Source organism: Pseudazoarcus sp. NS36 (assembly GCF_059703705.1).
Map to the genome: position 1 here is coordinate 159,052 of NZ_BAAKJA010000005.1, position 23,441 is coordinate 182,492.

The 23,441-nt window shown below is 64.9% G+C and carries 25 protein-coding genes; 4 read left to right on the forward strand and 21 right to left on the reverse strand.

Annotation, left to right across the window (positions count from 1 at the left end):
- Positions 1-5: 5 nt before the first annotated feature.
- From AC6H0R_RS09470 to AC6H0R_RS09525, 12 genes are all read right to left on the reverse strand, one after another.
- Positions 6-596 (reverse strand): LemA family protein, encoded by a 591-nt coding sequence (locus AC6H0R_RS09470; RefSeq protein WP_497581119.1) that lies wholly within the window; start codon positions 594-596, stop codon positions 6-8.
- A gap of 97 nt (positions 597-693) precedes the next feature.
- The gene (gene nth / locus AC6H0R_RS09475) at positions 694-1,326 is read right to left on the reverse strand and encodes an endonuclease III (protein ID WP_497581120.1); all 633 of its coding nucleotides are present in this window, start codon (positions 1,324-1,326) and stop codon (positions 694-696) included.
- Complete coding sequence (locus AC6H0R_RS09480; RefSeq protein WP_497581121.1) at positions 1,326-2,033, reverse strand: electron transport complex subunit E; 708 nt, start codon at positions 2,031-2,033, stop codon at positions 1,326-1,328. Before AC6H0R_RS09480 ends, nth begins: the two co-directional genes overlap by 1 nt.
- 14 nt (positions 2,034-2,047) lie before the next feature.
- Positions 2,048-2,716 carry an RnfABCDGE type electron transport complex subunit G gene (locus tag AC6H0R_RS09485; protein ID WP_497581122.1) on the reverse strand — a complete coding sequence of 223 codons (669 nt, stop codon included), beginning with the start codon at positions 2,714-2,716 and terminating at the stop codon, positions 2,048-2,050.
- Entirely contained in the window at positions 2,713-3,717 is a 1,005-nt protein-coding gene (locus AC6H0R_RS09490) for an RnfABCDGE type electron transport complex subunit D (RefSeq protein WP_497581123.1), read from the reverse strand. The genes AC6H0R_RS09485 and AC6H0R_RS09490 overlap by 4 nt, the downstream gene beginning before the upstream one ends.
- On the reverse strand, positions 3,714-5,489 hold the full coding sequence (gene rsxC, locus AC6H0R_RS09495) for an electron transport complex subunit RsxC (RefSeq protein ID WP_497581124.1): 1,776 nt from the start codon (positions 5,487-5,489) through the stop codon (positions 3,714-3,716). Before rsxC ends, AC6H0R_RS09490 begins: the two co-directional genes overlap by 4 nt.
- Positions 5,486-6,037, reverse strand: a complete 552-nt coding sequence (gene rsxB, locus AC6H0R_RS09500) for an electron transport complex subunit RsxB (protein ID WP_497581125.1) — start codon at positions 6,035-6,037, stop codon at positions 5,486-5,488. The genes rsxC and rsxB overlap by 4 nt, the downstream gene beginning before the upstream one ends.
- A 10-nt stretch (positions 6,038-6,047) precedes the next feature.
- On the reverse strand, positions 6,048-6,632 hold the full coding sequence (gene rsxA / locus AC6H0R_RS09505) for an electron transport complex subunit RsxA (RefSeq protein WP_497581126.1): 585 nt from the start codon (positions 6,630-6,632) through the stop codon (positions 6,048-6,050).
- 132 nt (positions 6,633-6,764) lie between these two features.
- Positions 6,765-7,802 carry a quinone-dependent dihydroorotate dehydrogenase gene (locus AC6H0R_RS09510; RefSeq protein WP_497581127.1) on the reverse strand — a complete coding sequence of 346 codons (1,038 nt, stop codon included), beginning with the start codon at positions 7,800-7,802 and terminating at the stop codon, positions 6,765-6,767.
- A 43-nt stretch (positions 7,803-7,845) separates the two neighbouring features.
- Entirely contained in the window at positions 7,846-8,577 is a 732-nt protein-coding gene (locus AC6H0R_RS09515) for an arginyltransferase (protein WP_497581128.1), read from the reverse strand.
- A gap of 10 nt (positions 8,578-8,587) precedes the next feature.
- Positions 8,588-9,295, reverse strand: a complete 708-nt coding sequence (gene aat, locus AC6H0R_RS09520) for a leucyl/phenylalanyl-tRNA--protein transferase (RefSeq protein ID WP_497581129.1) — start codon at positions 9,293-9,295, stop codon at positions 8,588-8,590.
- Positions 9,292-10,413, reverse strand: a complete 1,122-nt coding sequence (locus tag AC6H0R_RS09525) for an ABC transporter ATP-binding protein (RefSeq protein WP_497581130.1) — start codon at positions 10,411-10,413, stop codon at positions 9,292-9,294. The genes aat and AC6H0R_RS09525 overlap by 4 nt, the downstream gene beginning before the upstream one ends.
- Positions 10,414-10,540: 127 nt before the next feature.
- Here AC6H0R_RS09525 and AC6H0R_RS09530 point away from each other — a divergent pair, with 127 nt between their 5' ends.
- A complete protein-coding gene (locus AC6H0R_RS09530) occupies positions 10,541-12,250 on the forward strand; it encodes an ABC transporter permease (RefSeq protein WP_497581131.1) in 1,710 nt (569 codons plus the stop codon).
- Between the two features lie 4 nt (positions 12,251-12,254).
- Here AC6H0R_RS09530 and AC6H0R_RS09535 read toward each other — a convergent pair whose 3' ends face one another.
- Together AC6H0R_RS09535 and AC6H0R_RS09540 are read right to left on the reverse strand one after the other, a co-directional pair.
- The gene (locus AC6H0R_RS09535; protein ID WP_497581132.1) at positions 12,255-12,464 is read right to left on the reverse strand and encodes a dodecin; all 210 of its coding nucleotides are present in this window, start codon (positions 12,462-12,464) and stop codon (positions 12,255-12,257) included.
- A 97-nt stretch (positions 12,465-12,561) separates the two neighbouring features.
- The gene (locus AC6H0R_RS09540; RefSeq protein ID WP_497581133.1) at positions 12,562-14,019 is read right to left on the reverse strand and encodes an OmpA family protein; all 1,458 of its coding nucleotides are present in this window, start codon (positions 14,017-14,019) and stop codon (positions 12,562-12,564) included.
- Positions 14,020-14,329: 310 nt separating this feature from the next.
- On the opposite strand from AC6H0R_RS09540, the gene AC6H0R_RS09545 reads away from it, so the two are divergent.
- Complete coding sequence (locus AC6H0R_RS09545) at positions 14,330-15,397, forward strand: PQQ-dependent sugar dehydrogenase (protein ID WP_497581272.1); 1,068 nt, start codon at positions 14,330-14,332, stop codon at positions 15,395-15,397.
- Positions 15,398-15,403: 6 nt separating this feature from the next.
- On the opposite strand, the gene AC6H0R_RS09550 is transcribed toward AC6H0R_RS09545, so the two are convergent.
- The 3 genes from AC6H0R_RS09550 to AC6H0R_RS09560 all read right to left on the reverse strand — a co-directional run bounded on the left by AC6H0R_RS09550 (position 15,404) and on the right by AC6H0R_RS09560 (position 18,050).
- Positions 15,404-15,772, reverse strand: a complete 369-nt coding sequence (locus AC6H0R_RS09550) for a thioredoxin family protein (protein ID WP_497581134.1) — start codon at positions 15,770-15,772, stop codon at positions 15,404-15,406.
- Between the two features lie 81 nt (positions 15,773-15,853).
- On the reverse strand, positions 15,854-17,221 hold the full coding sequence (locus AC6H0R_RS09555) for an APC family permease (protein WP_497581135.1): 1,368 nt from the start codon (positions 17,219-17,221) through the stop codon (positions 15,854-15,856).
- A complete protein-coding gene (locus AC6H0R_RS09560) occupies positions 17,205-18,050 on the reverse strand; it encodes an SAM-dependent methyltransferase (protein ID WP_497581136.1) in 846 nt (281 codons plus the stop codon). The genes AC6H0R_RS09555 and AC6H0R_RS09560 overlap by 17 nt, the downstream gene beginning before the upstream one ends.
- Before the next feature lie 202 nt (positions 18,051-18,252).
- Between AC6H0R_RS09560 and AC6H0R_RS09565 the strand changes: the two genes are divergently transcribed.
- Entirely contained in the window at positions 18,253-18,735 is a 483-nt protein-coding gene (locus AC6H0R_RS09565; protein WP_497581137.1) for an LEA/WHy family protein, read from the forward strand.
- 6 nt (positions 18,736-18,741) lie between these two features.
- On the opposite strand, the gene gorA is transcribed toward AC6H0R_RS09565, so the two are convergent.
- The 4 genes from gorA to AC6H0R_RS09585 form a co-directional block, all read right to left on the reverse strand.
- Positions 18,742-20,082, reverse strand: a complete 1,341-nt coding sequence (gorA, locus tag AC6H0R_RS09570; RefSeq protein ID WP_497581273.1) for a glutathione-disulfide reductase — start codon at positions 20,080-20,082, stop codon at positions 18,742-18,744.
- A 61-nt stretch (positions 20,083-20,143) separates the two neighbouring features.
- Positions 20,144-20,536, reverse strand: a complete 393-nt coding sequence (locus tag AC6H0R_RS09575; protein WP_497581138.1) for a DUF1987 domain-containing protein — start codon at positions 20,534-20,536, stop codon at positions 20,144-20,146.
- 17 nt (positions 20,537-20,553) lie between these two features.
- A complete protein-coding gene (locus AC6H0R_RS09580; RefSeq protein ID WP_497581139.1) occupies positions 20,554-21,105 on the reverse strand; it encodes a SiaB family protein kinase in 552 nt (183 codons plus the stop codon).
- Positions 21,106-21,116: 11 nt separating this feature from the next.
- Positions 21,117-22,361, reverse strand: coding sequence for a SpoIIE family protein phosphatase (locus tag AC6H0R_RS09585; RefSeq protein WP_497581140.1), 1,245 nt, complete (start codon positions 22,359-22,361; stop codon positions 21,117-21,119).
- A 201-nt stretch (positions 22,362-22,562) separates the two neighbouring features.
- Between AC6H0R_RS09585 and AC6H0R_RS09590 the strand changes: the two genes are divergently transcribed.
- The gene (locus AC6H0R_RS09590) at positions 22,563-23,381 is read left to right on the forward strand and encodes a formate/nitrite transporter family protein (protein ID WP_497581141.1); all 819 of its coding nucleotides are present in this window, start codon (positions 22,563-22,565) and stop codon (positions 23,379-23,381) included.
- Positions 23,382-23,441: the final 60 nt, after the last annotated feature.

Consider the following 23,441-nt stretch of genomic DNA (forward strand, 5'->3'; position numbering starts at 1 on the left):
GGCGGTCAGGAGCCGAAGTTGACCTGCACGTTCTCACGCGCCTCGATCTTGTCCATCTGCCATTGTTGGGCGTGACGGAAGCCGAAACTGTTGGCGATGATGCCGTCCGGGAAGGACTCGCGCTTGATGTTGTAGGACATCACCGAGTCGTTGTAGGCCTGGCGCGCGAAAGCGATGCGGTTTTCAGTACTGGCGAGCTCTTCCTGCAGCAGGGCCATGTTCTCATTGGCCTTGAGGTCAGGATAGGCTTCGGCCAGCGCGAAGAAGCGGCCGAGTGCGCCACCGAGCACGCTTTCAGCACCGATCAGCGTGCGCATTGCCCCGCCGTCAGACGGGTCGGCTTCGGCATTGCTGGCCGCGGCCTTGGCAGCGTTGCGCGCCTGGATTACGGCTTCGAGCGTTTCGCGCTCGTGCTTCATGTAGGTCTTGGCGGTTTCGACCAGGTTCGGAATCAGGTCGTAGCGACGCTGCAACTGCACGTCGATCTGCGAAAAGGCATTGCGCACGCGATTGCGCAGCGCAACGAGCCCGTTGTAGATCGCGATGACATAGACGATCAGCGCGACGATGAGGGCGAGGACGATCCAGGTGGTCATGCGCGGGCTCCCGCAGAGATGGACTGAGTGCGCATGCTACCCCGGAACGAGTGACGTTGGCATGGTCCTGGTCCTGAGCCTGGGCAAAAGAAAAAACCTAATCCACCTTGTCGCGGAAGTCGCACAGGTCGCGCACGATACAGACGCTGCAGGATGGTTTGCGGGCGGTGCACACGTAGCGCCCGTGCAGGATCAGCCAGTGGTGGGCATCTTTCAGGTAGTCCTTGGGGATGCGGCGCATCAGTGCGTCTTCCACCGCGCGCACGTCCTTGCCGGGCGCCAGTCCGGTGCGGTTGGAGAGCCGGAAGATATGGGTGTCGACCGCCATCACCGGATCGCCGAAGACGGTGTTGAGCACCACGTTGGCGGTCTTGCGGCCGACGCCGGGCAAGGCTTCAAGTGCCTCGCGGTCATTCGGTACCTCGCCGCCGTGACGTTCGAGCAGCAGTCGCGACAGTGCGACGGTGTTCTTGGCCTTGTTGCGGAACAGGCCGATGGTGCGAATACATTCGGCGACGCCTTCCTCGCCGAGTGTCAGGATGTCCTCAGGCGCCGGCGCCAGTGCGAACAGCTTGCGCGTGCAGATGTTGACGCTGCGGTCGGTGGCCTGTGCCGACAACACCACGGCCACCAGCAGCTGGAAGGGCGACCCGTATTCAAGCTCTGTGGTCGGGTTCGGGTTGGCCGCGGCCAGGCGGCGGAAGAACTCGCGGATTGCGTCGCGCTTCATCAGCTCGCGGCGGGCTCGGGCGCCTCGGCGTCGTCCTCGTTGCGCACCGTCGGAGCCGGCTTCGGCCGGCGCGCGGCGGAGCGCGCGTTGATCCAGTTGAACAGCGCGATCAGGCAACCCAGCGTGAAGAAGGCGCCGGGCGGCAGGATGGTGACCAGGAAACCCGTGTAGTCCTCGCCGAACACATTGATGTGTGACAGCGACGGAATGATCATGTCGATGCCGGAGAACAGCGTGCCGGTACCCAGCAACTCGCGCGTCCCGCCGAGCACGGCGAGCACCCATACCAGCCCGAGGCCCATCATGATGCCGTCGATGGTCGAGGAGATGGCATCGTTCTTCGCGGCATAGGCTTCCACGCGCGCCAGCACGATGCAGTTGGTGACGATCAGCGGGATGAAGATGCCGAGCACCAGATAGAGCTCGTGGAACCAGGCGTTGAAGGACAGATCGACGACCGTCACCAGTGCGGCGATGACCAGAATGAACACCGGGATACGGATTTCATAGGGGATGAAGTTGCGCAGGGAGGCAATCGCAAGGTTGGCTACAGCCATGACCAGCACGGTCGCCAAGCCGAGACTGACGGCGTTCACCATGGTGGTGCTCACGGCCAGGATCGGGCACAAGCCGAGCAATTGCACCAAGCCCGGGTTCTGTTTCCACAGCCCGTTGTGGCTCGTTTCACGGAATCGTTGCCAGTCCATTTCGGTCTCCTTGCTCAGAGCGTACTGCCGGCCGGGGCGTTGAACAGGCGTTCGCGGTTGGACATCACCCAAGCCAGCGCGCGGCCGGTGGCGTCCGTTACGGCGCGGGCGCTGATCGTGGCGCCGATGCGGTAATCGAAGTCGCCGCCGTCGCGTCCGACCTTCCAGCGCTCCAGCGGCACCTCGTCGACACCCTTGTCGGTGAATTGCGAGATCCAGGGCTGCTCACGCTTGCGGTCCTTCTTCGGGTCAATGTAGTCGCCAAGTCCGGGAGTCTCGCCATGCGCGGTCACGCGTACGCCGGACACGCGGCCGTCTGCAGTGACCGCCACCGCAAGCTGGATACGCCCGGCGTAGCCGTCCGGCGCAACGGCCTCCACGACAACGGCAACCGGCTCCCCGGACTTGCGTGCGCGCCACACCATGCCGCCGCGTTCCAGGCCCAGCGTCGGCTCCGGTCCCAGGTTCACGAAGTCGGCCAGCAGATCGTTGTCGTAGCTCGCGCGGGGCAGGATCTCATCGATCAGACGCATCTTCTCGGCTTGTTGCGAGGCCGCGATGGTCGGCGCGGTGGCCTTGTAGGTCAGCGACATCATGGCCGTGAAGGCGATCGTGAACAGCAACATGATGCCGGCCGTGCGGATTGCCGTGCGGGTGGCGCTGTAGCGCGGATCCTGGCTCACTTGCCGCCTCCCTTGTGACCGAATACGGCGGGCTGGGTTTTCATGTCGATCAGCGGTACGCACATGTTCATCAACAGCACACCGAAGGCGATGCCTTCCGGGAAGGCCCCGAAGCCACGGATCAGGTAGGCAATGATTGCAATGCCGGCGGCGAAGATCAGCTTGCCGCGCGGCGTGGTCGCACCCGAAACCGGATCGGTGACGATGAAGAAGGCCGCCAGCAGCGCGCCGCCGCTGGCCAGATGGAACAGCGGGTCGGCAAAGCGGGTCGGGTCGACTGCCCAGAAGGCGGCGGCGATGAGCGCCAGCGTCGCGAGAAAGGCCGCCGGCATGTGCCAGCTGATGATGCGTTGCTGCAGCAGCCACAATCCGCCGGCCAGGTAGCCCAGGCCGATCCACTCCCAGCCTTGCCCGCCGAACAGGCCGAAGGCCTCGCGCTGCATCACGCCGGCCACCGTGGCATCCGCCACGCGCAGGCCGGTGCGCAGGCTGTCGAGCACCGTGGCGCCGGTGATGGCGTCCAGATCACGGGCGCCGCCGAGGATCAGTGCGAGCTGTTCGGAAAAGCCCAGACTGCCGGCCGGGGGCCACTGCGACATCAGCGACGGGTAGGCCACGATCATCACGCAATACGAGACCATCGCCGGATTGAACGGGTTCTGTCCCAGGCCACCATACAGGTGCTTGACGGCAGCGATGGCGATCAGCGCGCTCATCACCGTCATCCACCACGGCACGATGGGCGGAAAACACAGGACCATCAGCCAGGCCGTGACCACCGCCGAAAGATCCATCACCGCCGGCAGCAGGGGGCGCTTGCGCAGCTTGAGCACGGCCGCTTCCGCTGCCACAGCAACGATGCTGGCAATGGCCAGATTGACCAGAATACCGGCGCCGATCTGCCAGACGTAGATCGCCACGCCGGGCACCAGTGCCAGCAGCACCTTGGCCATTACGCGCTGAACGCTGACATTGCTGCGAATGTAGGGGGAATGAATCATTGTTCTTCCTGCTCCCGTGCGGCCTTGCGCTGTGCGGCTTTTTCCAGCGCAGCGGCAATGCGGGCCTTTTTCGCTTCATCACTGTCGGGTGCGGGAGCGGCGACGGCTTCGGCGGGGGCTTCCGCCGGTTCAGGTTCAATGCCGGCGGCCTTGCGACGTGCATCGATCTCGGCAACCTCGGCGGCAGTTTCGGTGGGCAGATTTTCGGTATTGCGTGCCTCGACTTCGGCCTTCTGCGCCTTGGCGCGGGCGAGGGCGGCGGCCACCAGCGCCTTCTTGGGGTCTTCGTCGCCGCTCGGGGCGGCGGGCGCATCTGCGCCTGCGGCAAGCTTGGCCTTGGTCTCGGCAGCCTTGGCCGCAAGCTTGGCGGCCTTTTCGGCCTTCTCGCGTTCCTGGCGGTAGTTGCGGAACTCGAAACGATCACGAGCCTGGTCTGCGGCGCGGTTGTCACGCTCGCGCGCCCAGATCTCGCTCTTGGCGAAGCGGTAGTAATCGACCAGCGGAATGTGCGAGGGACACACATAGGCGCAGCAACCACACTCGATGCAATCGAAGAGGTGGTACTCCTGCGCCTTGCCGAAATTGCGCGAGCGCGAGAACCAGTACAGCTCGAAGGGCTGCAGGTCCGCAGGGCAGGCCTCGGCGCAGGCACCACAGCGGATGCAGGGCTGTTCCGGCTCAGGAGGCGGAAACAGCGCCGGCGAGGCGGCGATGATGCAGTTCGTGCCCTTGACCACCGGCACCGACAGATCGGGCATGGCAAAGCCCATCATCGGGCCGCCGAGGATGTAGCGGTCGGTACCGGCCTTGGGGCCGGTCAGCGGAAGCAGGTCTTCGACCGGAGTGCCGATTGGCACTTCCCAGTTGCCCGGATGTTCGACGTTGCCGGTGAGCGTGACCACGCGCGAGATCAGCGGCTCGCCCAGATCGAAGGCGCGATGCACGGCCTCTGCGGTGCCGACGTTGAAGCACTGCACGCCGAACTCGCTGCCGAGTTTGCCGTGAGGGATCTCGATGCCGGTGAGTACGCGAATCAGCTGTTTCTCGCCACCGGCCGGGTACAGCGTCGGTACCGGCACCACGGACGGCGCGGGGTCGAGCGTGGCCGCCGCTTCGCGCATGGCGGCGATGGCCTCGGGCTTGTTGTCTTCAATGCCGACCAGGATGCGCTCGGCGCCGACAAGCTGACGCAGGATCTCGGCGCCGCGCAGGATGGTCGGGGCACGCTCGCGCATCAGACGGTCGTCAGACGTGATCCACGGCTCACATTCGGCGCCGTTCAGTACCAGCGTCTTGACGAGCCGTTCGGTGCCGACCTTGATGTGGCTGGGAAAGGCCGCGCCGCCCATGCCGACAATGCCCGAATCGCGCAGGTGGTCGAGTACGGCCTGGCGATCGCCACAGCCACAGGCGGCGAAATCCAGCGGCTTGCGCTCGCCCCAGCGTTCTTCACCGTCGGGCTCGATGACGACGCAGCCGGTAGGCAGGCCCGACGGATGCGGCATGACGTGATCGGTGACTTCGATTACGGTCCCTGACGTTGGCGCATGCACGGCCGTGCCGAGTACGCCTTCGGCCTCGCCGATGCGTTGTCCCTTGAGCACTTTCTGACCCGCTTCGACGATGCAACGCGCGATGGCGCGGGTGTTGTGGCGCAGCGGCACGATCAGACGCGCCGGCAGCGGTGCCTGTGCAATCGGTGCGGAAGCCGATTCGTTCTTGTGGGTGTCGGGCTTGACCCCGCCGCGAAAGTCGAACAGCTTGGAGATCACGCTGCCTTCTCCAGCTTGAACACCGGGTAACGCCATTTCCAGGTCTCTACCGTCTCGGCGATGGGTTCCATGGTGATGCAATCAACCGGGCAGGGCGCCACGCACAGTTCGCAACCCGTGCACAGCGGATCGACCACGGTGTGCATCTGCTTGGCTGCGCCGACGATGGCATCCACTGGGCAGGCCTGGATGCACAGCGTGCAGCCGATGCAGGTCTGTTCGTCGATGACGGCGACGGACTTGGGCTTTTCGACACCGTGGGTTTCGTCCAGCGCCTTGAACTCGCGCCCCAACAGGTCGGCGAGGTGACGGATGCCTTCCTCGCCGCCCGGCGGGCATTGATTGATGTCGGCATCGCCGTTGGCAATCGCCGTGGCGTAAGGCCGGCAGCCGGGGTAGCCGCACTGGCCGCACTGCGTCTGCGGCAGGATGGCGTCGATCTGGTCGACCAGCGGGTCACCCTCGACCTTGAAGCGGATCGAGGCCCAGCCCAATGCCGCACCAATCACGACGGCGAGTCCGGTCATCACGAGGAGGGCGGTCAGCATCGCGCGGCCCTCACTGGAAACGGTCCAGGCCGGCAAAGCCCATGAAGGCAAGACTCATCAGGCCGGCCGTGATCATGGCAATGGCCGTGCCGCGAAACGGCAGCGGCACGTCGGCGCCGTCCAGACGCTCGCGGATGCCGGCAAACAGCACCAGCGCCAGCGTGAAACCGACCGAGGAGCCGAAGCCGAACAGCAGCGATTCGAGGAAGTTGTGCGACATGCCGGCATTGAGCAAGGGCACGCCGAGCACCGCACAGTTGGTGGTGATCAGCGGCAGGTAGATGCCCAGCACGCGGTGCAGCAACGGACTGGTTTTTTCGATGGCCAGTTCGGTGAGCTGCACGATGGCGGCGATGACGACGATGAAGCACAGCGTGCGCAGATACGACAGGTCGTTCGGCGCTAGCAGGTAGCGGTCGATCAGATAGCCGCTGCCTGCGCCCAGGGTCAACACGAAGGTCGTCGCCGCCCCCATGCCGATGGCGGTTTCGAGCTTCTTGGAGACCCCCATGAAGGGGCACAGCCCGAGCATGCGCACGAGAACCACGTTATTCACGAGGACTGCGCCGACAATGAGGAAGAAATAGCTGGTCATGGTGTGGGCCGGAAACTGGGCGGATTATCCCGCGACGGAATTAGGCACTCAACCCTGTCGCGGTTATAGGAATATTCCGTTGTGGCCCGTTCGGCCGCGGCCGGAGACCGCAGGAGCGTCACGCAGGAAGGATCAGGCGCCTTCCAGCGTGGCTGAATCGGTGATGTCGGAGGTGCGTCGAACGCATTCACCGACCAGCGCCGGGCCACGATACACCAGCCCGCTGTAGAGCTGCACCAACTGTGCGCCTGCATCGAGCTTGGCGCGCGCATCGTCGCCGCTCATCACCCCGCCGGCGGCAATGATGGGAACCTCGCCGGCCAGCATGTTGGACAGCTGCCGCACGACTTCGGTGGAGGCCTCGAACACCGGCGCGCCGGACAGGCCTCCCTGTTCATTGGCGTGCGGCAGACCCAGCACGCGCTCGCGTGCAATCGTGGTGTTGGTGGCGATCACCGCGTCGATGCGGTGACGGCGCAAGGCATCGGCAATGACGCGGATCTGGTCGCGCTCGAGGTCCGGCGCGATCTTCAGGGCCAATGGGACGTAGCGGCCGTGGCCGTCGGTCAGCTGCTGCTGGCGAGACTTGAGTTTGCCGAGCAGCTCATCGAGTTCGCCGGCACCCTGCAGTTGGCGCAGGTTCTGGGTGTTGGGGGAGGAGATGTTCACCGTCACGTAGCTGGCCTGCGCATAGACCTTGTCGAGACAGGCCAGATAGTCGTCGGCAGCGTTCTCGATTGGCGTGTCGAAGTTCTTGCCGATGTTGATGCCGAGCACGCCGGTGTAACGCGAACTGCGCACATTCTCGATCAGCGCGTCGACGCCGTCATTGTTGAAGCCCATGCGGTTGATGATGCCGCGAGCCGAAACCACCCGGAACATGCGTGGTTTCGGATTGCCTGGCTGCGGGCGGGGCGTGATGGTGCCGATCTCGATAAAGCCGAATCCGAGCCGCGCCAATCCGTCGATGGCCGAGCCGTTCTTGTCGAGCCCGGCCGCCAGGCCGATACGGTTCGGAAAACGGATGCCCATGACACTTACCGCAGATTCGTCCGGCACCACGGCGGTCGGCAGTACGCGACCGGCAATGCGCAGCGACTTCATCGTGAAATCGTGGGCCGTTTCAGGGTCAAGCGCGAAGAGCAGGGGACGGGCGAGCGAGTAGCACATGTGTGGGTCTTGTCTGCAGGCCGCATGGGGCGGCCCGGTCGGGTCAATCGGCGGGCAGATCGTCGAGCGAGACCCAGTAGCCGTCGACACGCCCTTCGAGGGGGCGGAAGCGGCTCTTGTAAGTCATCTTGGGGCTCTCGCGAATCCAGTAGCCGAGGTAGAGGTAGGGCAAATCGAGTCTGCGGCAGGCTTCAATCTGCCAGAGGATGCCATAGGTTCCGTAGCTCGCGTTGGGAACATCGGGATCATAGAAGGTGTAGACGCCCGAAAGTCCGTCGATCAGGCGGTCGATCACACACACCATGCGCAGTGCGCCGTCCTCGCGGAACTCCACGAGATGGGTGTCGATGTGGCTTTGCAGCAGGAACTGCGTGTACTGCTCGCGATTGTCCTGATCCATGCCGCCACCGGCATGTCGTGCGGCTTGGTAGCGCTGGTACAGGTCGTAGTGCTCTTCATTGAACTGCAGGCTGTGCTCGACCGTGGTCAGCGTGCAATGGCGTTTGAGTGCCCGGCGCTGTGAGCGGTCCGGGCTGAACAGGCCTACCGGAACCCGCACCGGCACGCAGGCGCGGCAGTTGTCGCAGTGCGGACGATAGGTGAACACGCCGCTGCGGCGAAAGCCGTTGCGCACCAGTTCGCTGTAGATGGGGGTGTCGATCAGATGGCCCGGAGTCGCGACCTGCGAGCGGGCCACGCGATCGGGCAGATAGGAGCACGCGTAGGGCGCCGTGGCGTAGAACTGGATCAGGGCGTACGGATAATCCTTCTGCATGCGTCTGAAGCTATCCCTTGAAAAACCCGGCGGCAGCGTCGGCTGGCCAGCGTCCCGGGGGAGGCCCGTTATCCGCGTGCAGTTCGATCTGCCGGCAGAACGCCGCACGCGGAATCTCGCGTCCCCCGAGGGATACAAGATGGGCCGTCGTCATCTGGCAATCTATCACGCCGAATTTCAGCGATTCAAGATGGCGCGCAAGATGTACCAGGCAGGCTTTGGATGCATCCGTGGCGCGGCTGAACATGGATTCACCAAAGAACACCCGGCCAATCGCCATTCCGTACAGGCCGCCGACAAGGTTTTGACCTTCCCAGGCTTCGACGCTGTGGGCGTAGCCCAGTTCATGCATATGCATGTAGGCGTCCTGCATCTCGGGTGTGATCCAGGTGCCGGGAGCCCCCGGACGAGGACCGGCGCAGGCGCGGATGACATCGGCGAAAGCGGTGTCGAGCCGGATATCGAAGCGTCCGCGGCGCAGTACCTTGCCCAGCGAGCGTGAGATGCGGATCTCTGACGGCAGCAGCACCAGTCGCGGGTCAGGACTCCACCATAGGATCGGCTGGCCTTCGCTGTACCAGGGGAAGATGCCACGCCGGTAAGCCGCCAGCAGCCACTCGGGGCTCAGTGCCCCGCCTGCAGCAAGCAAGCCGGGCGGGTCGTCCAGGGCCGCTTCGACCGGCGGAAACGCAGGTTCTCCGGCCAGCCAGGGGATCATTCCGTGGTGCAGCTCTGCAGCGCGTTGAAGGGCTGGGCGTGGGCCGCGATGTCGGCGTCCCTGTGGAAGGTCACTACGTGCTCTGCGTCGAGCCGGATACCGATGTGTTCGCCCAGTGCATGGTTGTGGTGACTCGGCACCAGCGAAAGCACGCGTGTACCGCTGTCGAGCTCCAGCGTGTACAGGATGTCGGCGCCGCGAAAGGCCTTCTTCAGGACCTTGGCCTGCAGCGTGCTGTCGTCGTCATGCACGACATCATCGGGGCGCAGCAGCACTTCGACATTGCACTGGCGCTCACCATTGGCCGGATTGATGCGGCATTCGGTCGGAATCGCGCTGGCGAGCAGGCCCAGATCGGTGCGCACATGATGATCGTCCACGACTTCGCCGGCCAACAGTACGCCCTGGCCGATGAAGTCCGCGACGAAGCGGTTGCACGGGCGGTGATACAGGTTGTACGGCGTATCCCATTGCTGGATGCGTCCCTCGTGCATGATGCCGATCTCGTCGGCCACCGCAAAAGCCTCGTTCTGGTCGTGCGTGACCATGATGGCGGTGATGCCGGTGGCCTTGATGATGTCGCGCACCTCCAGCGAGAGACGCTCGCGCAGGTCCACGTCGAGGTTGGAGAAAGGCTCGTCGAGCAGGAGCAGGGCGGGGCTGGGCGCCAGTGCGCGGGCCAGCGCGACGCGCTGCTGCTGCCCGCCGGAGAGTTCGTGCGGGTAGCGTTCGCCTTCGTTGCGCAGACCGATCACCGCCAGCATTTCGGCAACGCGCGCGTCGCGCGCAGCGGTGTCCATGCCACGCAGACCGAAACCGATGTTCTGCGCCACGGTCAGGTGCGGGAACAGCGCGTAGTCCTGAAACACCATGCCGATGCGGCGCTGTTCAGGCGGCAGATGAACGCCGGTGCTGCTGACGATCTGGCCGTCGAGGCGGATCTCACCCGAGTCGACGCGTTCGAAGCCGGCGATGCAGCGCAATACTGTGGTCTTGCCGCAACCGGAAGGCCCCAGCAGGCAACCGATGCTGCCTTCGGCGAGCCGCATGGACAGGCGTCGCACCACCGGCACGGTGTCGTAGGCGAGTTCGACGGACTGAAGTTCGAGGTGGGACATGCGCGCTGCCTGGTCGGGCCGCACCGTCTGGGTGCAGGCGTGTTGGGATCGAGAATGCGATCAATTATAATTTTGAAACCACATACCGTGCAGGCTCTTCTGCCGGTCACCTCATAACGGACTGTCGATGCACCGCAGGAATTCCGTAGCGCGCTTTCTCCCCGACAGATCTCCGCTCACCTGGACTGCGCTGCTGGTCACGGCGCTCATCGCCATGCCTGTGCTCTCGGTGTTCTCCAACGTACTCGTTGGCGGCACCTCCGAGATCTGGTCGCATCTGGCCTCCACGGTGCTGCCCGAGTTCATCCGCAACACCATCGTGCTGTGCGTCGTGGTCGGGCTGGGCGTGGCCAGCATCGGCATCCTCTGCGCCTGGTTCACGAGCATGTTCGAGTTCCCCGGCCGGCGCATCTTCGAGTGGGCGCTGATCCTGCCGCTGGCCATGCCGGCCTACGTCATGGCCTACGCCTACACCGATTTCCTGCAGTTTGTCGGTCCGGTGCAGACCGCCCTGCGCGAGTGGTTCGGCTGGCGCGCCGCAGACTACTGGTTCCCGCCGATTCGCTCGACCGGTGGCGCGGCGGTGATGTTTTTCTTTGTGCTTTATCCCTACGTCTATCTGCTCGCACGCACGGCCTTTCTTGAACGCGCCTCGGGCATGCTTGAAGCGGGACGCTCGCTCGGGCTGGGGCCGTGGCGCTGCTTCTTTCAGGTCTCGCTGCCGCTCGCACGTCCGGCCATCGTCGCAGGCACTGCGCTGGCCTTGATGGAAACCCTGGCCGACTACGGCACGGTGTCGTATTTCGGGGTGCAGACCTTCACCACCGGCATCTATCGGGCCTGGTTCTCGTTCGGTGACCGTGCCGCGGCGGCGCAGCTGGCCGCGCTGCTGCTGGGCTTCGTGATTCTGGTACTGGTGCTCGAACACGCCAGCCGCGGGCGGGCGCGTTTCAACAACACTTCACGCCAGAACGGCGCGCCGATGCGCAGCCGGCTGCAGGGGGCAGCAGGTTGGGGCGTCGCCGTGCTGTGCTTCCTGCCCTTGTTCTTCGGCTTCCTGTTGCCGGGCGGGCTGCTGCTGGAGATGGCGCTAAGCGAAGGGGACGCACAGTTCGGGCCGCGCTTTGTGGCGCTGGCCCGCAACAGTTTCGTGCTGGCCTCGGTGGCGGCGCTGATTGCGGTCGGTCTGGCGGTGCTGCTGGCGTATGCCGCGCGCCTGTCGCGTTCCAACGTGCCGCGTGCAGGCAACCGGATTGTTGCGCTGGGCTATGCCGTGCCGGGTTCGGTGATTGCGGTGGGGGTGCTGATTCCCGTCACCCGGGTCGACAATTTCCTGTCCGAAACCTGGCTGGACCTGTTCGGTGTCAATCCGGGGTTGCTGCTCACCGGCGGCATTGCGGCGCTGGTGTATGCCTATCTCGCGCGCTTCCTGTCCGTCGCGCTGCAGACCGTTGACGCGAGCCTGGGCAAGATCACGCCCAACATGGATGACGCCTCGCGCATTCTCGGTTACGGGCGGCTCGCCACGTTGTGGCGGGTGCATGTGCCGATGCTGCGCGGCAGCTTGCTGACGGCGGGTTTGCTGGTCTTTGTGGACGTCATGAAAGAGCTGCCGGCCACCCTGGTGATGCGCCCCTTCAACTTCGATACGCTGGCGACCCAGGCACATACGCTGGCCGCGGACGAACGACTGGCCGAGGCTTCTACCGCCGCGCTGACCATCGTGGCCGTGGGGCTGGTGCCGATGTTCGTGTTGTCGCGGCAGATCGTCAGCAGCCGGAGGGCACGCCGAGTCCGTGCGCCGTTGTTGACGGCGGCACGGCCCAATCCGGCTTGAACGCTCAGCTCTCGACGCGGAAGCCGATCTTCAGCTTGACCTGCCAGTGTGCGATCTTGCCGTCGGTAATGTGTCCGCGAATCTCGGAGGTCTCGAACCAGTCCATGTGACGGATCGACTTCGAGGCGGTTTCAACCGCGTTGCGGATGGCGTCATCGACTCCCACGCTCGATGAGCCGACGAGTTCGACGAGTTTGTAGACGTGTGCCGACATGGATGAGCTCCCAGAAAATGAAAGGAGCCCCCAGTATAGAACCACAAAAAAATCGGGGCGCCGCGGCGCCCCGATTGCATGCTGCGTGCGGGTTCGTTCAGCGTTCGGCCAGTCTCAGTTCAACGCGGCGATTACGTTGCTGGGCATCCGAGCCGCTGCGCGAGTCGATCGGATGGTTGTCGGCATAGCCGGTACCGGTAAGGCGGTCGGCCGGGATGCCCTGGTCGACGAAGAAGCCGACAATAGCCTGCGCACGTGCGGTGGTCAGCTCCTGTTTGCTGGTGAAGCGGGTGTTGAGCGCACTTTGGTCGTCAACGTGCGCGTCTACACGCAGAATCCAGTCGACCGAACCCGGAAACTTGGGCACGGCGGTCTTGAGCGCCTCGGCGATGCGTCGCATGTTGCGCAGCCCGGTCTCGCTGAACAGGTCGGAGCCGCGTTCGAACAAGCCGTCGGCCGGCATGATGAAACGCTGGTCGATCGAGTCGGCGCCGGAGCCGTTGCCCAGTGCTGCCCGCATTTCTTCATACAGTTCGTGACGCAGCACCGGGAACGGTTTCTCGGGCGGCGGCGGGGGCAGGGTCTGGACGATGCGCACCTGGCGTTCCTGCTCGGTGCGGATGCGTTCGCGCTCGGCGACCTCGGCGCGCAGGGTTTCGAGATCCTGTTCCGCCTTGTCGGCGCGTTGCGTGTTGCTGGCGAGCTCGCTCTGGCTGGTGGTCAGCGCCGTCTGCAGCTCTGTAACGCGTTGCTCACGCGCGGTGACTTCGGCACGGCTTGCCTTGAGTGACTCCTCGCTGGTCTGGAGGGCCTGACTGCGTGCAGCCAGTTCGGCCTCGAGGGCCTTGGTGCGCGTGGCCAGCTCGGTTTGCAGCTTGTCGCGTTCCGTTCGCGTGGCGCTCAGGTCGCGCTCGAGATCGGCCATGACCTTGCGTCGGCCTTCCAGCTCGGTGTTGGCCTTGGCGAGATTTGCCTGCGCAGCGTCCAGCTCCGTACGCGTGCTTTTGAGCTGAGCTTCGAGCTCCGCGACACGGCGGTCACGTTCGGCGAGCGTCGTACGCGTCTTGGTCAGCGCCTCGTCGATCTGCACGATGCTCTGGTTGCGGATGGCAAGATCTGCGCGGGCGGCCGCCACGTCCTGCTTGGCGGTTTCGACGGCCGCGCGGGCGTTGGCCATCTCGGATTCACGGTCCGCGAGTTGCGTTTTCAGGCGCTCGATCTCGCTCTGGGAGTCCTGCGAACGGGCATTGAGCTGGCGCTGCGCATCGGCCAGCTCGTTACGCAGGCGTTCGACTTCGCTCTCCAGCTCGCGGTTGCGCTCTTCCATGGCTGCGACGGACGCGGCGATGTTGAAGGCCAGCCCCGGCTGGGCCGCGGTGTTCTGCGCAACCTGGAAGCTGGCATGGGCGCGCTCTTCTGCCGACTGCGCAGGTGCGCTCGCGAGTGCTCCACCGAAGACAATCAGCGCACCCAGCGCCGTTGCCGAAAGCGACGGCAGTGTGCCGACAAATCCGGATCGGGAATCGAGCCCGCGAGGGGCGGTCAGTTTGGCCATGAGATGACTCCGTTCAAATTGACGTTCTTGGTTCAGACGTCCTGCGGCGGCGCAGGCTCCGGGGCAGCTGCGAGTGTAGCCCGAAAACATTCCGTAACCTTATGCGCAATCCCGGAGTGCCTTTCATTTCGAGCAAACGGTGCAGGTTGTTGCGTTGCTGCAACCCATCCGCCGGACCTTGCCGGGAACCGAGCCCCCTTGGGGAAAGTCGCATACCACTCGGCGACACTGTCGCGAACCAGGAGAACGCATGATCGCATCAACCCGCTCGTCATTCTGTGCCCGCATCCTGTGCGTGCTTTCTCTGTGCATGGTCTTCGCCGCCCAGGCAGCGGACAGCGTGCGCGTCGTTGAAGTCGCCAGCGGCCTGCAGACGCCGTGGTCACTCGCCTTCCTGCCCGACGGGCGCATGCTCATCACCGAGCGCGCCGGTCGCATGCATCTGGTGAGCAAACAGGGCGTGGTGTCGGCGCCGCTCGAAGGCGTGCCGAAGGTTCACGCGCAAGGGCAGGGTGGTTTGCTGGATGTCGTGCTCGGCCCGGACTTTGCCAGGGACGGTCGCATCTTCTTCAGTTATGCCGAGCCGACACAGAGTGGTGCGCGCACGGCGGTGGCCAGCGCGCGCCTGAATGCCGATGCCCTGCGTCTGGAAGACGTGCGTGCGGTGTTTGCACAGCGTGATGATCCCGGTGGCGGACACCACTTCGGCTCGCGTCTGGTGTTTGCTCCGGACGGCTCGCTGTTCATCACCCTGGGTGACCGCAACACGCAGCGCGAGCGCTCCCAGGCCCTGGACAGCCATCTGGGCAAGATCGTCCGGGTAATGCCGGATGGCTCGGTGCCGCGAGACAACCCCTTCGTCGGGCAGCGCGGAGCCCTGCCGGAAATCTGGTCTTACGGGCATCGCAACGTGCAGGGCGCCGCAGTGCACCCGGAGAGCGGGGTGCTGTGGACACACGAGCATGGCCCGCGCGGCGGGGATGAGCTGAATATCGGCAAGGCGGGTGCGAACTACGGCTGGCCGGACGTGACCTACGGGCGCAACTATGTCACTCGACTGCCTTTTGGCGAGGCGACCGAACGAGAGGGAGTCGAGTCGCCGGTGCACTACTGGGTGCCGACGTCGATCGCGCCGTCCGGCATGGCCTTCCACACGGGTAAGACGTATCCGGAGTGGAAGAACGATCTGTTCATCGGGGCCCTGAGTGGCCAGATGCTGGTGAGACTGGAAATGGACGGGAATCGCGTGGTGGCGGAACACCGCATGCTTGAGCAGCCGGGTTTTCGTATCCGCGACGTGCGCGAGGGGCCGGACGGACGGCTCTATGTGCTGGACGAAACCAATGGCCGCATCCTGCGGCTCGATCCGGCGCGCTAGTGCAGCTCAGCGAAGGGTGTCGCGGAAGCTCGCGGCAAGCTGCCACGAACGGCGCTCTTCGCTGGATTCGGCATAACGGCGCGCCTCGTCGTCATCCATGGCGAGCAGGCTGTCGAGCATGCGCGAGAGGTGGCCGTGCTGGGGCAGTGTCGGGCCGAGATACAGCACGGTATCCGCGCGCTGGATCAGAACGGTCGGGAAACTCTCGATCTCCAGTGCTTCCGGCCAGTCCGGCTGGTCTTCGATGTCGATCCAGTGGAATTCCGCGCCGGTGTGCTGTGCCGACAGGGTGTCGAAGCCTTCGCGATAGTCACGGCATACCCCGCACCATTCGGCACACAGGCACATCACCAGAGTGTCGGACGCGTTGGGCATGAGGACATCACAAGTGTTCGGGGGCAGCGACGCAGCCTACCAGCGTCGCTGCCCCCGAACCATTGATGCGGGGTTATTTGCTTATTTCGTTGCAGTGGCAACCGGTCGGCGATGCATCAGCAGCAGCGGAACGCCGGCCGCCAACACCACGAGCCCCAGCCAGGCGCCTGCGCCAGCATATTGCACGCTCGACCACAGCAGGCCGAGGCACACCGCCGCAAACAGCAGCGGCGGCAATGGATACAGCGGCACGCGGAAGGGCCGCGGACGCTGCGGATCACGGTGTCGCAGCACCATCAGACCGATGGCCGTCATAAACATGAACAGCCAGAACACCGGGGCGGTGTAGGCCACCATGGCTTCGATACCGTTGCGGTTGAAGGCACCGAAGGCGATCAGACCGAGCGTGATCACGCATTGCACGGCCAGTGCACGCGCCGGCGTCGAACCGCGATCCTTCCAGGCGGCCAGAAAGTGAAGTTGCGGGATGTCGCGTCCCAACGCGTAATACACCCGGGCGCCGGTCAGGATGGTGGCGTTCATGGTGCTCAGCGCGGCGATGCACACCATCAAGGACAAGCCCACGGCCGCGGCTTCACCGAAGGCAATGCGCATCAGGTCAGCGCCGACAGCCTGGGATTCGCGCAGCCCCTGCAGGCCGAAGATGTGCAGGTAGGCAAAGTTGGCCAGCAGGTACACCGCCGTGACCACAACCGTGCCGATCAGCAGCACACGCGCCATGTTGCGATGGGGATCACGCAGTTCGCCCGACAGATAGGCGGCTTCGTTCCAGCCGCCATACGTGAGCAGCACGAAGACCATGCCCATGCCGAGCATGCCGGCGGGGTTGTCTGCCAGTGCTGCCGGCGCAAGAACGGTCTTTGCCGGCATGTCGCTGGCAAAGACTCCGGCCGCAACGACGGCCAGCAGTGCGATCACCGTCAATGCGCTGAAGACGATCTGGATGCGCTTGGAGCCATGCGTACCGGCGATGTTTACTGCCGTTAGCACCGCGACCGCCAAGGCGCCGTGCAGCGCAGATCCCCATGGCCCGATCGGCAGCAACTGGTTGGCGTACTCGCCGTAGATGAACGCCACGGCGGCGATCGAGCCGGTCTGGATCACCGAGCCGCGCGCCCAGGCGAAAAGCAGCCCCACGAACGGCCCCCAGGCGCGATGCAGGAAGTGATACTCGCCGCCGCTGTGCGGCCAGGCCGAACCCAGCTCGGCATAGCACAGCGCGCCGAGCAGCATCACGACACCGCCGGCCAGCCACAGCCCCATGTAGGTACTCGGGCTGTCGCTGAACTGCGCAACCAGCGGCGGGAAACCGAAGATGCCGATGCCGATGACGACGCCGACCAGTACCGCCACCCCGTCGATTACGGAAAGGCCGGCGCTCGGGCCGGCCGTGGGGCAGTCGCGCCCGTCGTCAGATGCGTTTTGCATGCCAGCCTTCGGTTACGCCTTTGCCCGGAAGCGGGGAGATGGTGTCGCCGTCAACGTGGCCAAGATAGTGCTCGTCGGCAATGCTGAAGCGCAGCTGTGGTCCTTCGATTTCGGCAAACACCGCCGGTACTGCACGGTTCTCGATCGTGCCCATGCCTTCGACGCGCTGGAAGGTCTGCTTGAACTCGATCGTGAATTCGGAACCGTCGGCCCGGTGCACGCGCCAGCTGCCATTCACGCGCGCGGGGACGATCCACATGTAGGTGTAGCGGCCTTGTACCTTGCGCCACTGGTCCGGTGGCCAGTCGGCCATGTCGAAGGCGTGTGACACGATACGTGTGCCGGGGCGCAGCTTCTCGAGGATGATCGGGCGCAGGTCGAGGTTGATCGACGGCAGCAGATACATGGTCAGCACGTCGACGTCGGAAAAATCCATCTCGTACAGATTGCCGCGCACAAAGCTCACACGATCCTCGACGCCGGCCTTGCGTGCATTCGCGTTGGCTTCGGCAATACGTTCGGGGTCGATGTCCACGCCCATGGCCTTCTTGACGCCCCAGTCCCGGGCCGCCGCAATCACGATGCGACCGTCGCCGGAGCCCAGATCGATAAGGTAGTCGTCGGGCTGCACATCGGCCATTTCAAGCATTCGATAGACCGCGGCATCCGGCGTCGGAACGTAGGGCACGTCGAGCATTACGGGCTGGTTATCGCGCTCCGGCTCGCCCGAAGGTTCGGCGATGTCGGCGAGGGCTGTGCCCCCTGCAAGGGTCAGGGCAAGCGTAACGATCATCCGCCGCACTGCCGAATCAGGAAGGAATCGATGCATGCGTCTTCTCCGGTATTGTTGTTCGCATTGACTGGCGCTTTTCGGCCATTCGGATCCCCACCCGTTGCCGCAAGCGCTGGCGCAGATTAGCAGATCGCCCCGCCGCGCAAAGGGTGATTCGCGCAGCAGTGCGCTTGCCGCATGCGGCCGCTTGGCGCACATTACACGCGACCTTCAGAATGCTTTACGGAGAAGTGGTTCCATGATTCCTGCACGACGTCTCGCACTGCTGGCCCTGGGCGGGGCCCTCCTGACCGCCTGCTCGGGCAAGGGTGATCTGGCTTTCGAACCGCCGGTGTTGTCGCTGTCATCCTTCGGACTGGTGCCGAGCGAAGGCAAGGCCCCACGCATCGCCATCGGCCTGCGCGTGGTCAATCCCAACGGTACGCCGCTGCGCATGCGCGGTCTGAGCTACACGGTGGCGCTCGAAGGCCACCGCATGATCACCGGCGTGACCTCGCGCCTGGCCGAAGTGCCGCCGTATGCGGAAACCGAGATCGAGCTCAATTCGCCGATCGACCTGATCAGCAGCATCCGGCTGTTCAACGAACTCATCAACACGCCGGGGCGCGACCGCTTGAAGTATTCGCTGAATGCCCGCATCGACATCGACGGCATGCTCGCGCCGCTGCGTCTGATCGAGGACGGCGAGCTGATCTTCACGCAACTCGACGTCGGGCCCTGAGCGGCCCTAGCGCAGGGTGACCAGCTCTTCGGCGCTGGTCGGGTGAATGGCCACGGTGTCGTCGAAATCCCGCTTGGTGGCACCCATCTTCACCGCCACGGCAAAGCCCTGCAGCATTTCGTCGGCACCTTCGCCGATCACATGCACGCCCACCACACGTTCGTCCGGACCGGCACACACCAGTTTCATCGCGGTTTTCGGCTTGTGCTCGGTGACGGCGAAGTACATCGGCGTGAAGCGTGTGGCGTACACCTTCACGTCCTCAAACTGGGTCCGCGCTTCTTCTTCGCTCAAACCCACGGTGCCGATGGTGGGGTGGCTGAACACCACGGTCGGGATGTTGCTGTAGTCCAGCCGGGAATCGGGCTGATTCAGGAACAGGCGCGCGGCCAGGCGACGGCCGGCGGCGATCGCCACCGGCGTCAGTTCGGCCGCGCCGGTGATGTCACCGATGGCATGGATGCCCGCCACGTTGGTGTTCTGGAAGGCGTCGACCGAGATCATGCCGTCGTCCCTGGCGACGACGTCTGCCGCCGCCAGATTCAGCCCGCCGGTGTTGGCGCGCCGGCCGATGGCCCACAGGACGCAATCCACCTCCACGCTGCCGGCTTCGCCGCAATCCACCACCAGCGCGCCGTCGGCGTTGCGCGACACCGCGCGGGGCTGCGAGTGGTAGCGGATATCGATGCCGTCGTCGGTCATGCGTGTGGCCAGTTCCTCGCGCAGCATGGCGTCAAAGGGCCGCAGCAGGCGGTCGCCGCGGGCGAGCAGGGCGACTTCACTGCCCAGCGCACGGAACACGCCGGCAATTTCCACCGCGATATAGCCCGAGCCGACCACCGCGACGCGGCGCGGTTGATGCTCCAGCGCGAAGAAGCCGTCCGAGCTGATGCCCAGATCGGCGCCGGGAATGTCCGGAAACACCGGCTGGCCGCCGGTGGCGATGGTGATGTGCGGTGCGCGAAGAAGCCGGCCGTCGACCTCGACGGTGCTTGCGTCCACAAAGCGCCCGAAGCCGCGCACCACGGTGACGCCGGATTTCTCCAGCATGGTGTCGTAGATGCCGTTGAGCCGGGCGATGTAGGCGTCGCGCCGGGCTTTCAGCGCGCCCCAGTCGAACACCGGCGAGAGCGGGGCGAAGCCGTAGCCGGGCGCGTCATGGAACTTGCTGGCGATGTCGGCGGCGTACCACATCACCTTCTTCGGCACGCAGCCCACGTTCACGCAGGTGCCGCCGAGGCGCCCGGCCTCCACCAGCGCAACCTTCGCGCCGTACTCGGCCGCGCGCCGCGCCGTGGCAACGCCACCGCTGCCGCCGCCGATGACTACATAGTCGAAATTTTCCATGCTGCCGTCCCGTGTTGCGATGCGGGACATGCTATCACCGGCGCGGCATGCGGCCCTCCGCTCAGACGCTCTCTGCCTCGATCAGACGGAAGTCCAGCGCCTCGAACTCGTCGCGCAGGTCAGCGCCGAACTCGGCCATCATGTCGTCGTCCGGGTCGTGGTACCAGTGCGCGATCACGCGCACGCCGTCTTCGGCCCGGCGGTGCAGCATGCCGACCAGGCTGCGGATCAGCTTGGTGCTGGAGCTGTTGAAGTAGCGCAGGTTGAAATGCGCTTCCACGCCGTCATTGGCGGCCGGAGCTGAGAGCAGGCTTTCGAGCTGGTTGCGCACCGGCGCATAGAAGGCCATGGCGTTCTCGGGGTAGGACTCGCCGGACAGATGAAAGCTCATCTTCGAGGGGTCCAACACCACTTCGGGCGTTTCCTTGGTGGCGGGGATGTGTACGCGACTCATGCGATTCTCCTGTGTATTCAGATGATTGCGCGCAGGTGGAACTCGGCACTGTCCGGTTCCCCCGCAATGGGGACGATGCTGTAGTCGATGGGCTGGCTCGCCTCGCGTGCCAGCGTCAGAAAGCCCAGGCCGGCGCCGCGGCTGGTGGTGTCTTCGGTTTCGTGTTCGTCGTTGCGCAGTTGCGCGCGGTAGGCGGCCTTGATTTCGTCGAGCGTCATCGCGCGCACCGCTTCGACGCGGTAGCGCACGCGGCTGATCTGGTCGCCGCGCACGCGGTTACAGGCCACCACCGAGAACTGGTCGGCGGCGCGCGTCACCGTCAGCGTGCCTTGCGGCCCCTGCTGGGCGTCGCCGCGTGGGGCGTAATGCAGCATGTTCTGCGCCATCTCGACGAAAGCCGAGAACACGCGGCGCGCCACACGGCGGTCCGGCGCGCTGTCGTCCAGTCGCGCACGCACGGTGTCGGACAACGTCGCGACGAGGTTGCCGTTCAGCTCACCCGAGAAATGCAGCAGCACCTGTTGCGCGGCCGCTTCTGCGCGAAATCGGTCAATGGCTTCGATGTTCATGTCCGTGGTCCTTAAATGCGGAAACCGATGGCGCTGACGTCGTCCTTGCGCGGCTCGCTGCCCTGGTATTCGCGCAGCTCCGCACGCAGGCCGCGCGCCTGCAGCGGCATGGGGGCGTCGCGCAGGCGTTTGAGGCAGGCACGTACGCGGCGTTTGCCGAAGGCGATGCGCTTCTCGCCGCCGAGCTGGTCGAAGATGCCGTCGGTGAAGAGGTACACCGCCGTGCCGCGCGGCAGCTCGATCTCGTGATTGGCCCAGGTCTGGGTCATGGGCACGCTGGCGTAGCCCACGCCTTCGCGGTCGCCGTCGAGCACCGTGAAGTCTTCGGCCGTGGGTGCCAGCGCAAACAGCGACATATGCGCGCCGGCGAAGCTGAGCTTGCGCGTGGCACGCTCGATCCACACCACCGCGGCGTCCATGCCGTCGTCAGCGTGGTGCAGGTCGTCGATGCCCTCGTGCTGGCCCATGGCGTTCTTGACGCGGCGGTGGATGTCGGCCAGCAGCGCGCCGGGGTCACGTGCGCTGTCGGCGTTGATCGCGCCCTGCATGAAGGCGCTCATGATCAGCGTCATGAAGGCGCCCGGCACGCCGTGTCCCGTGCAGTCGAACAGGATCACGAGGTAGCCGTCGTCGAATTCGCGGAAGTGATAGAGGTCGCCGCTCACCGTGTCGCGCGGCTCCCAGATCAGGAAGTGCTCGGCCAGGCATTTGGCCAGCCCTTCGCGCGAGGCGCGCGAGATGGAACGCTGGATCACGCTGCCGTAGTCGATGGATTCCATCACAATGCGGCTTTTCTCTTCCTGCATGCGCGAGATCGCCGCCAGTACGTCCTGCGCACGGCCCATGCCCCGGTAGTAGCCGTTGAGCGTGAGGATGAATCCGTCGGCCAGTGCCTTGTCGCCGAACTCCAGGATGGTGGCCGACAGCGCCTGCATGGTCGTGGCCTCTTCGACGATCAGCGGGTGCTTGTCCATGAACGCGATGCAGCTCTTGTGCTGGTAGAGCTCGCGCGCAAAGGGGCGGGCGAATTCCTCCATGAACAAGTGCCGGTTGATCAGCCCGACCGGCCGGCCGTTCTCGACCACCGGCAGGCTGACCAGTGCGGGCTCGGCCTTGAAGCGGCGGAAGACGTCGAGATTGGTCACCTCCGGCGCGATCGACGGGGTTTCCATGACCAGATCGCGAGCGGTGTCGCTGTAAACGATGGGGCGTTCGGGGGCCGCAGGTGTGAGCAAGGCGGCAGCGCTGCTGTGCATTCGGGAAGCTCCTGATATTTCTCGTAAAGACCCCATCCGGCCTGAACGCCGCTGTGGTGGCGGGGCAGAGATTAGGTGGAGAAGGTTTCAAAGGCATGACGAGCCGATGGCGAATGCGCGTCGATCCGCCCGGAATGTCTGGCGTGCGCGCTAAGATGGCATCGCCGCAACCTGAAACGGGGTCAGCCCATGTCGTCGGAAATGTTCGGATTCGATGCTTTCTCGCCGCGCGAGATCGCCGCCAAGGTCGAAGCGCTCGGCGTCGGCAAGGCCCGTCTGCCGCTGCTGACAATGTGGATGCTGGCGATGCTGGCCGGTGCCTTCATCGGCCTGGGGGCGCTGTATTTCACACTGGTGCGCTCCGACCCGACGCTGGGCTTTGCCACCGCTCAAGTGCTGGGCGGTGTGGTGTTCTCGCTCGGTCTGTTGCTGGTGGTCGTGGCCGGCGCGGAGCTGTTCACCGGCAACAACCTGTTGGCCATGGCCTGGGCGGACGGCAAGGTCAGCACGCGTGAGCTGCTGCGCAACTGGACCGTGGTGTGCCTGGGCAACCTCGTCGGCGCAGTCGGCCTGGCCGTGCTGGTGTTCCTGTCCGGTCATGCGCACATGAACGGCGGACGGGTGGCGGAGGCCTACATGGCCATCGCCACCACCAAAGTCGAATTGCCGTTCTGGACTGCTTTCTTTCGTGGTGTGCTGTGCAACGTGCTGGTGTGCATGGCCGTGTGGATGGCAATTGCCGGGCGCAGCGTGATGGACAAGGCGGTGGCCATCGTCTTCCCGATCTCGGCCTTCGTTGCCGCCGGTTTCGAGCACAGCATCGCCAACATGTATTTCATCCCGCTGGCCATGCTGCTGCAGGCTTCCGGCAATGTGGCGGACAGCTGGCCGGCCATCACGCTCGGCGGTTTCGTCGGCAACCTGGTGCCCGTCATTCTCGGCAATCTGGTCGGCGGCAGCGTGCTGGTGGGGCTGGTGTATTGGGTGATCTACATTCGCGGTCAGAAGCGGGGAGACTGAGCGGCATGCCCGGTCGAAGCATCACAATTTCGGGAGATTCCGGTATGTCGAGCCGTTTCG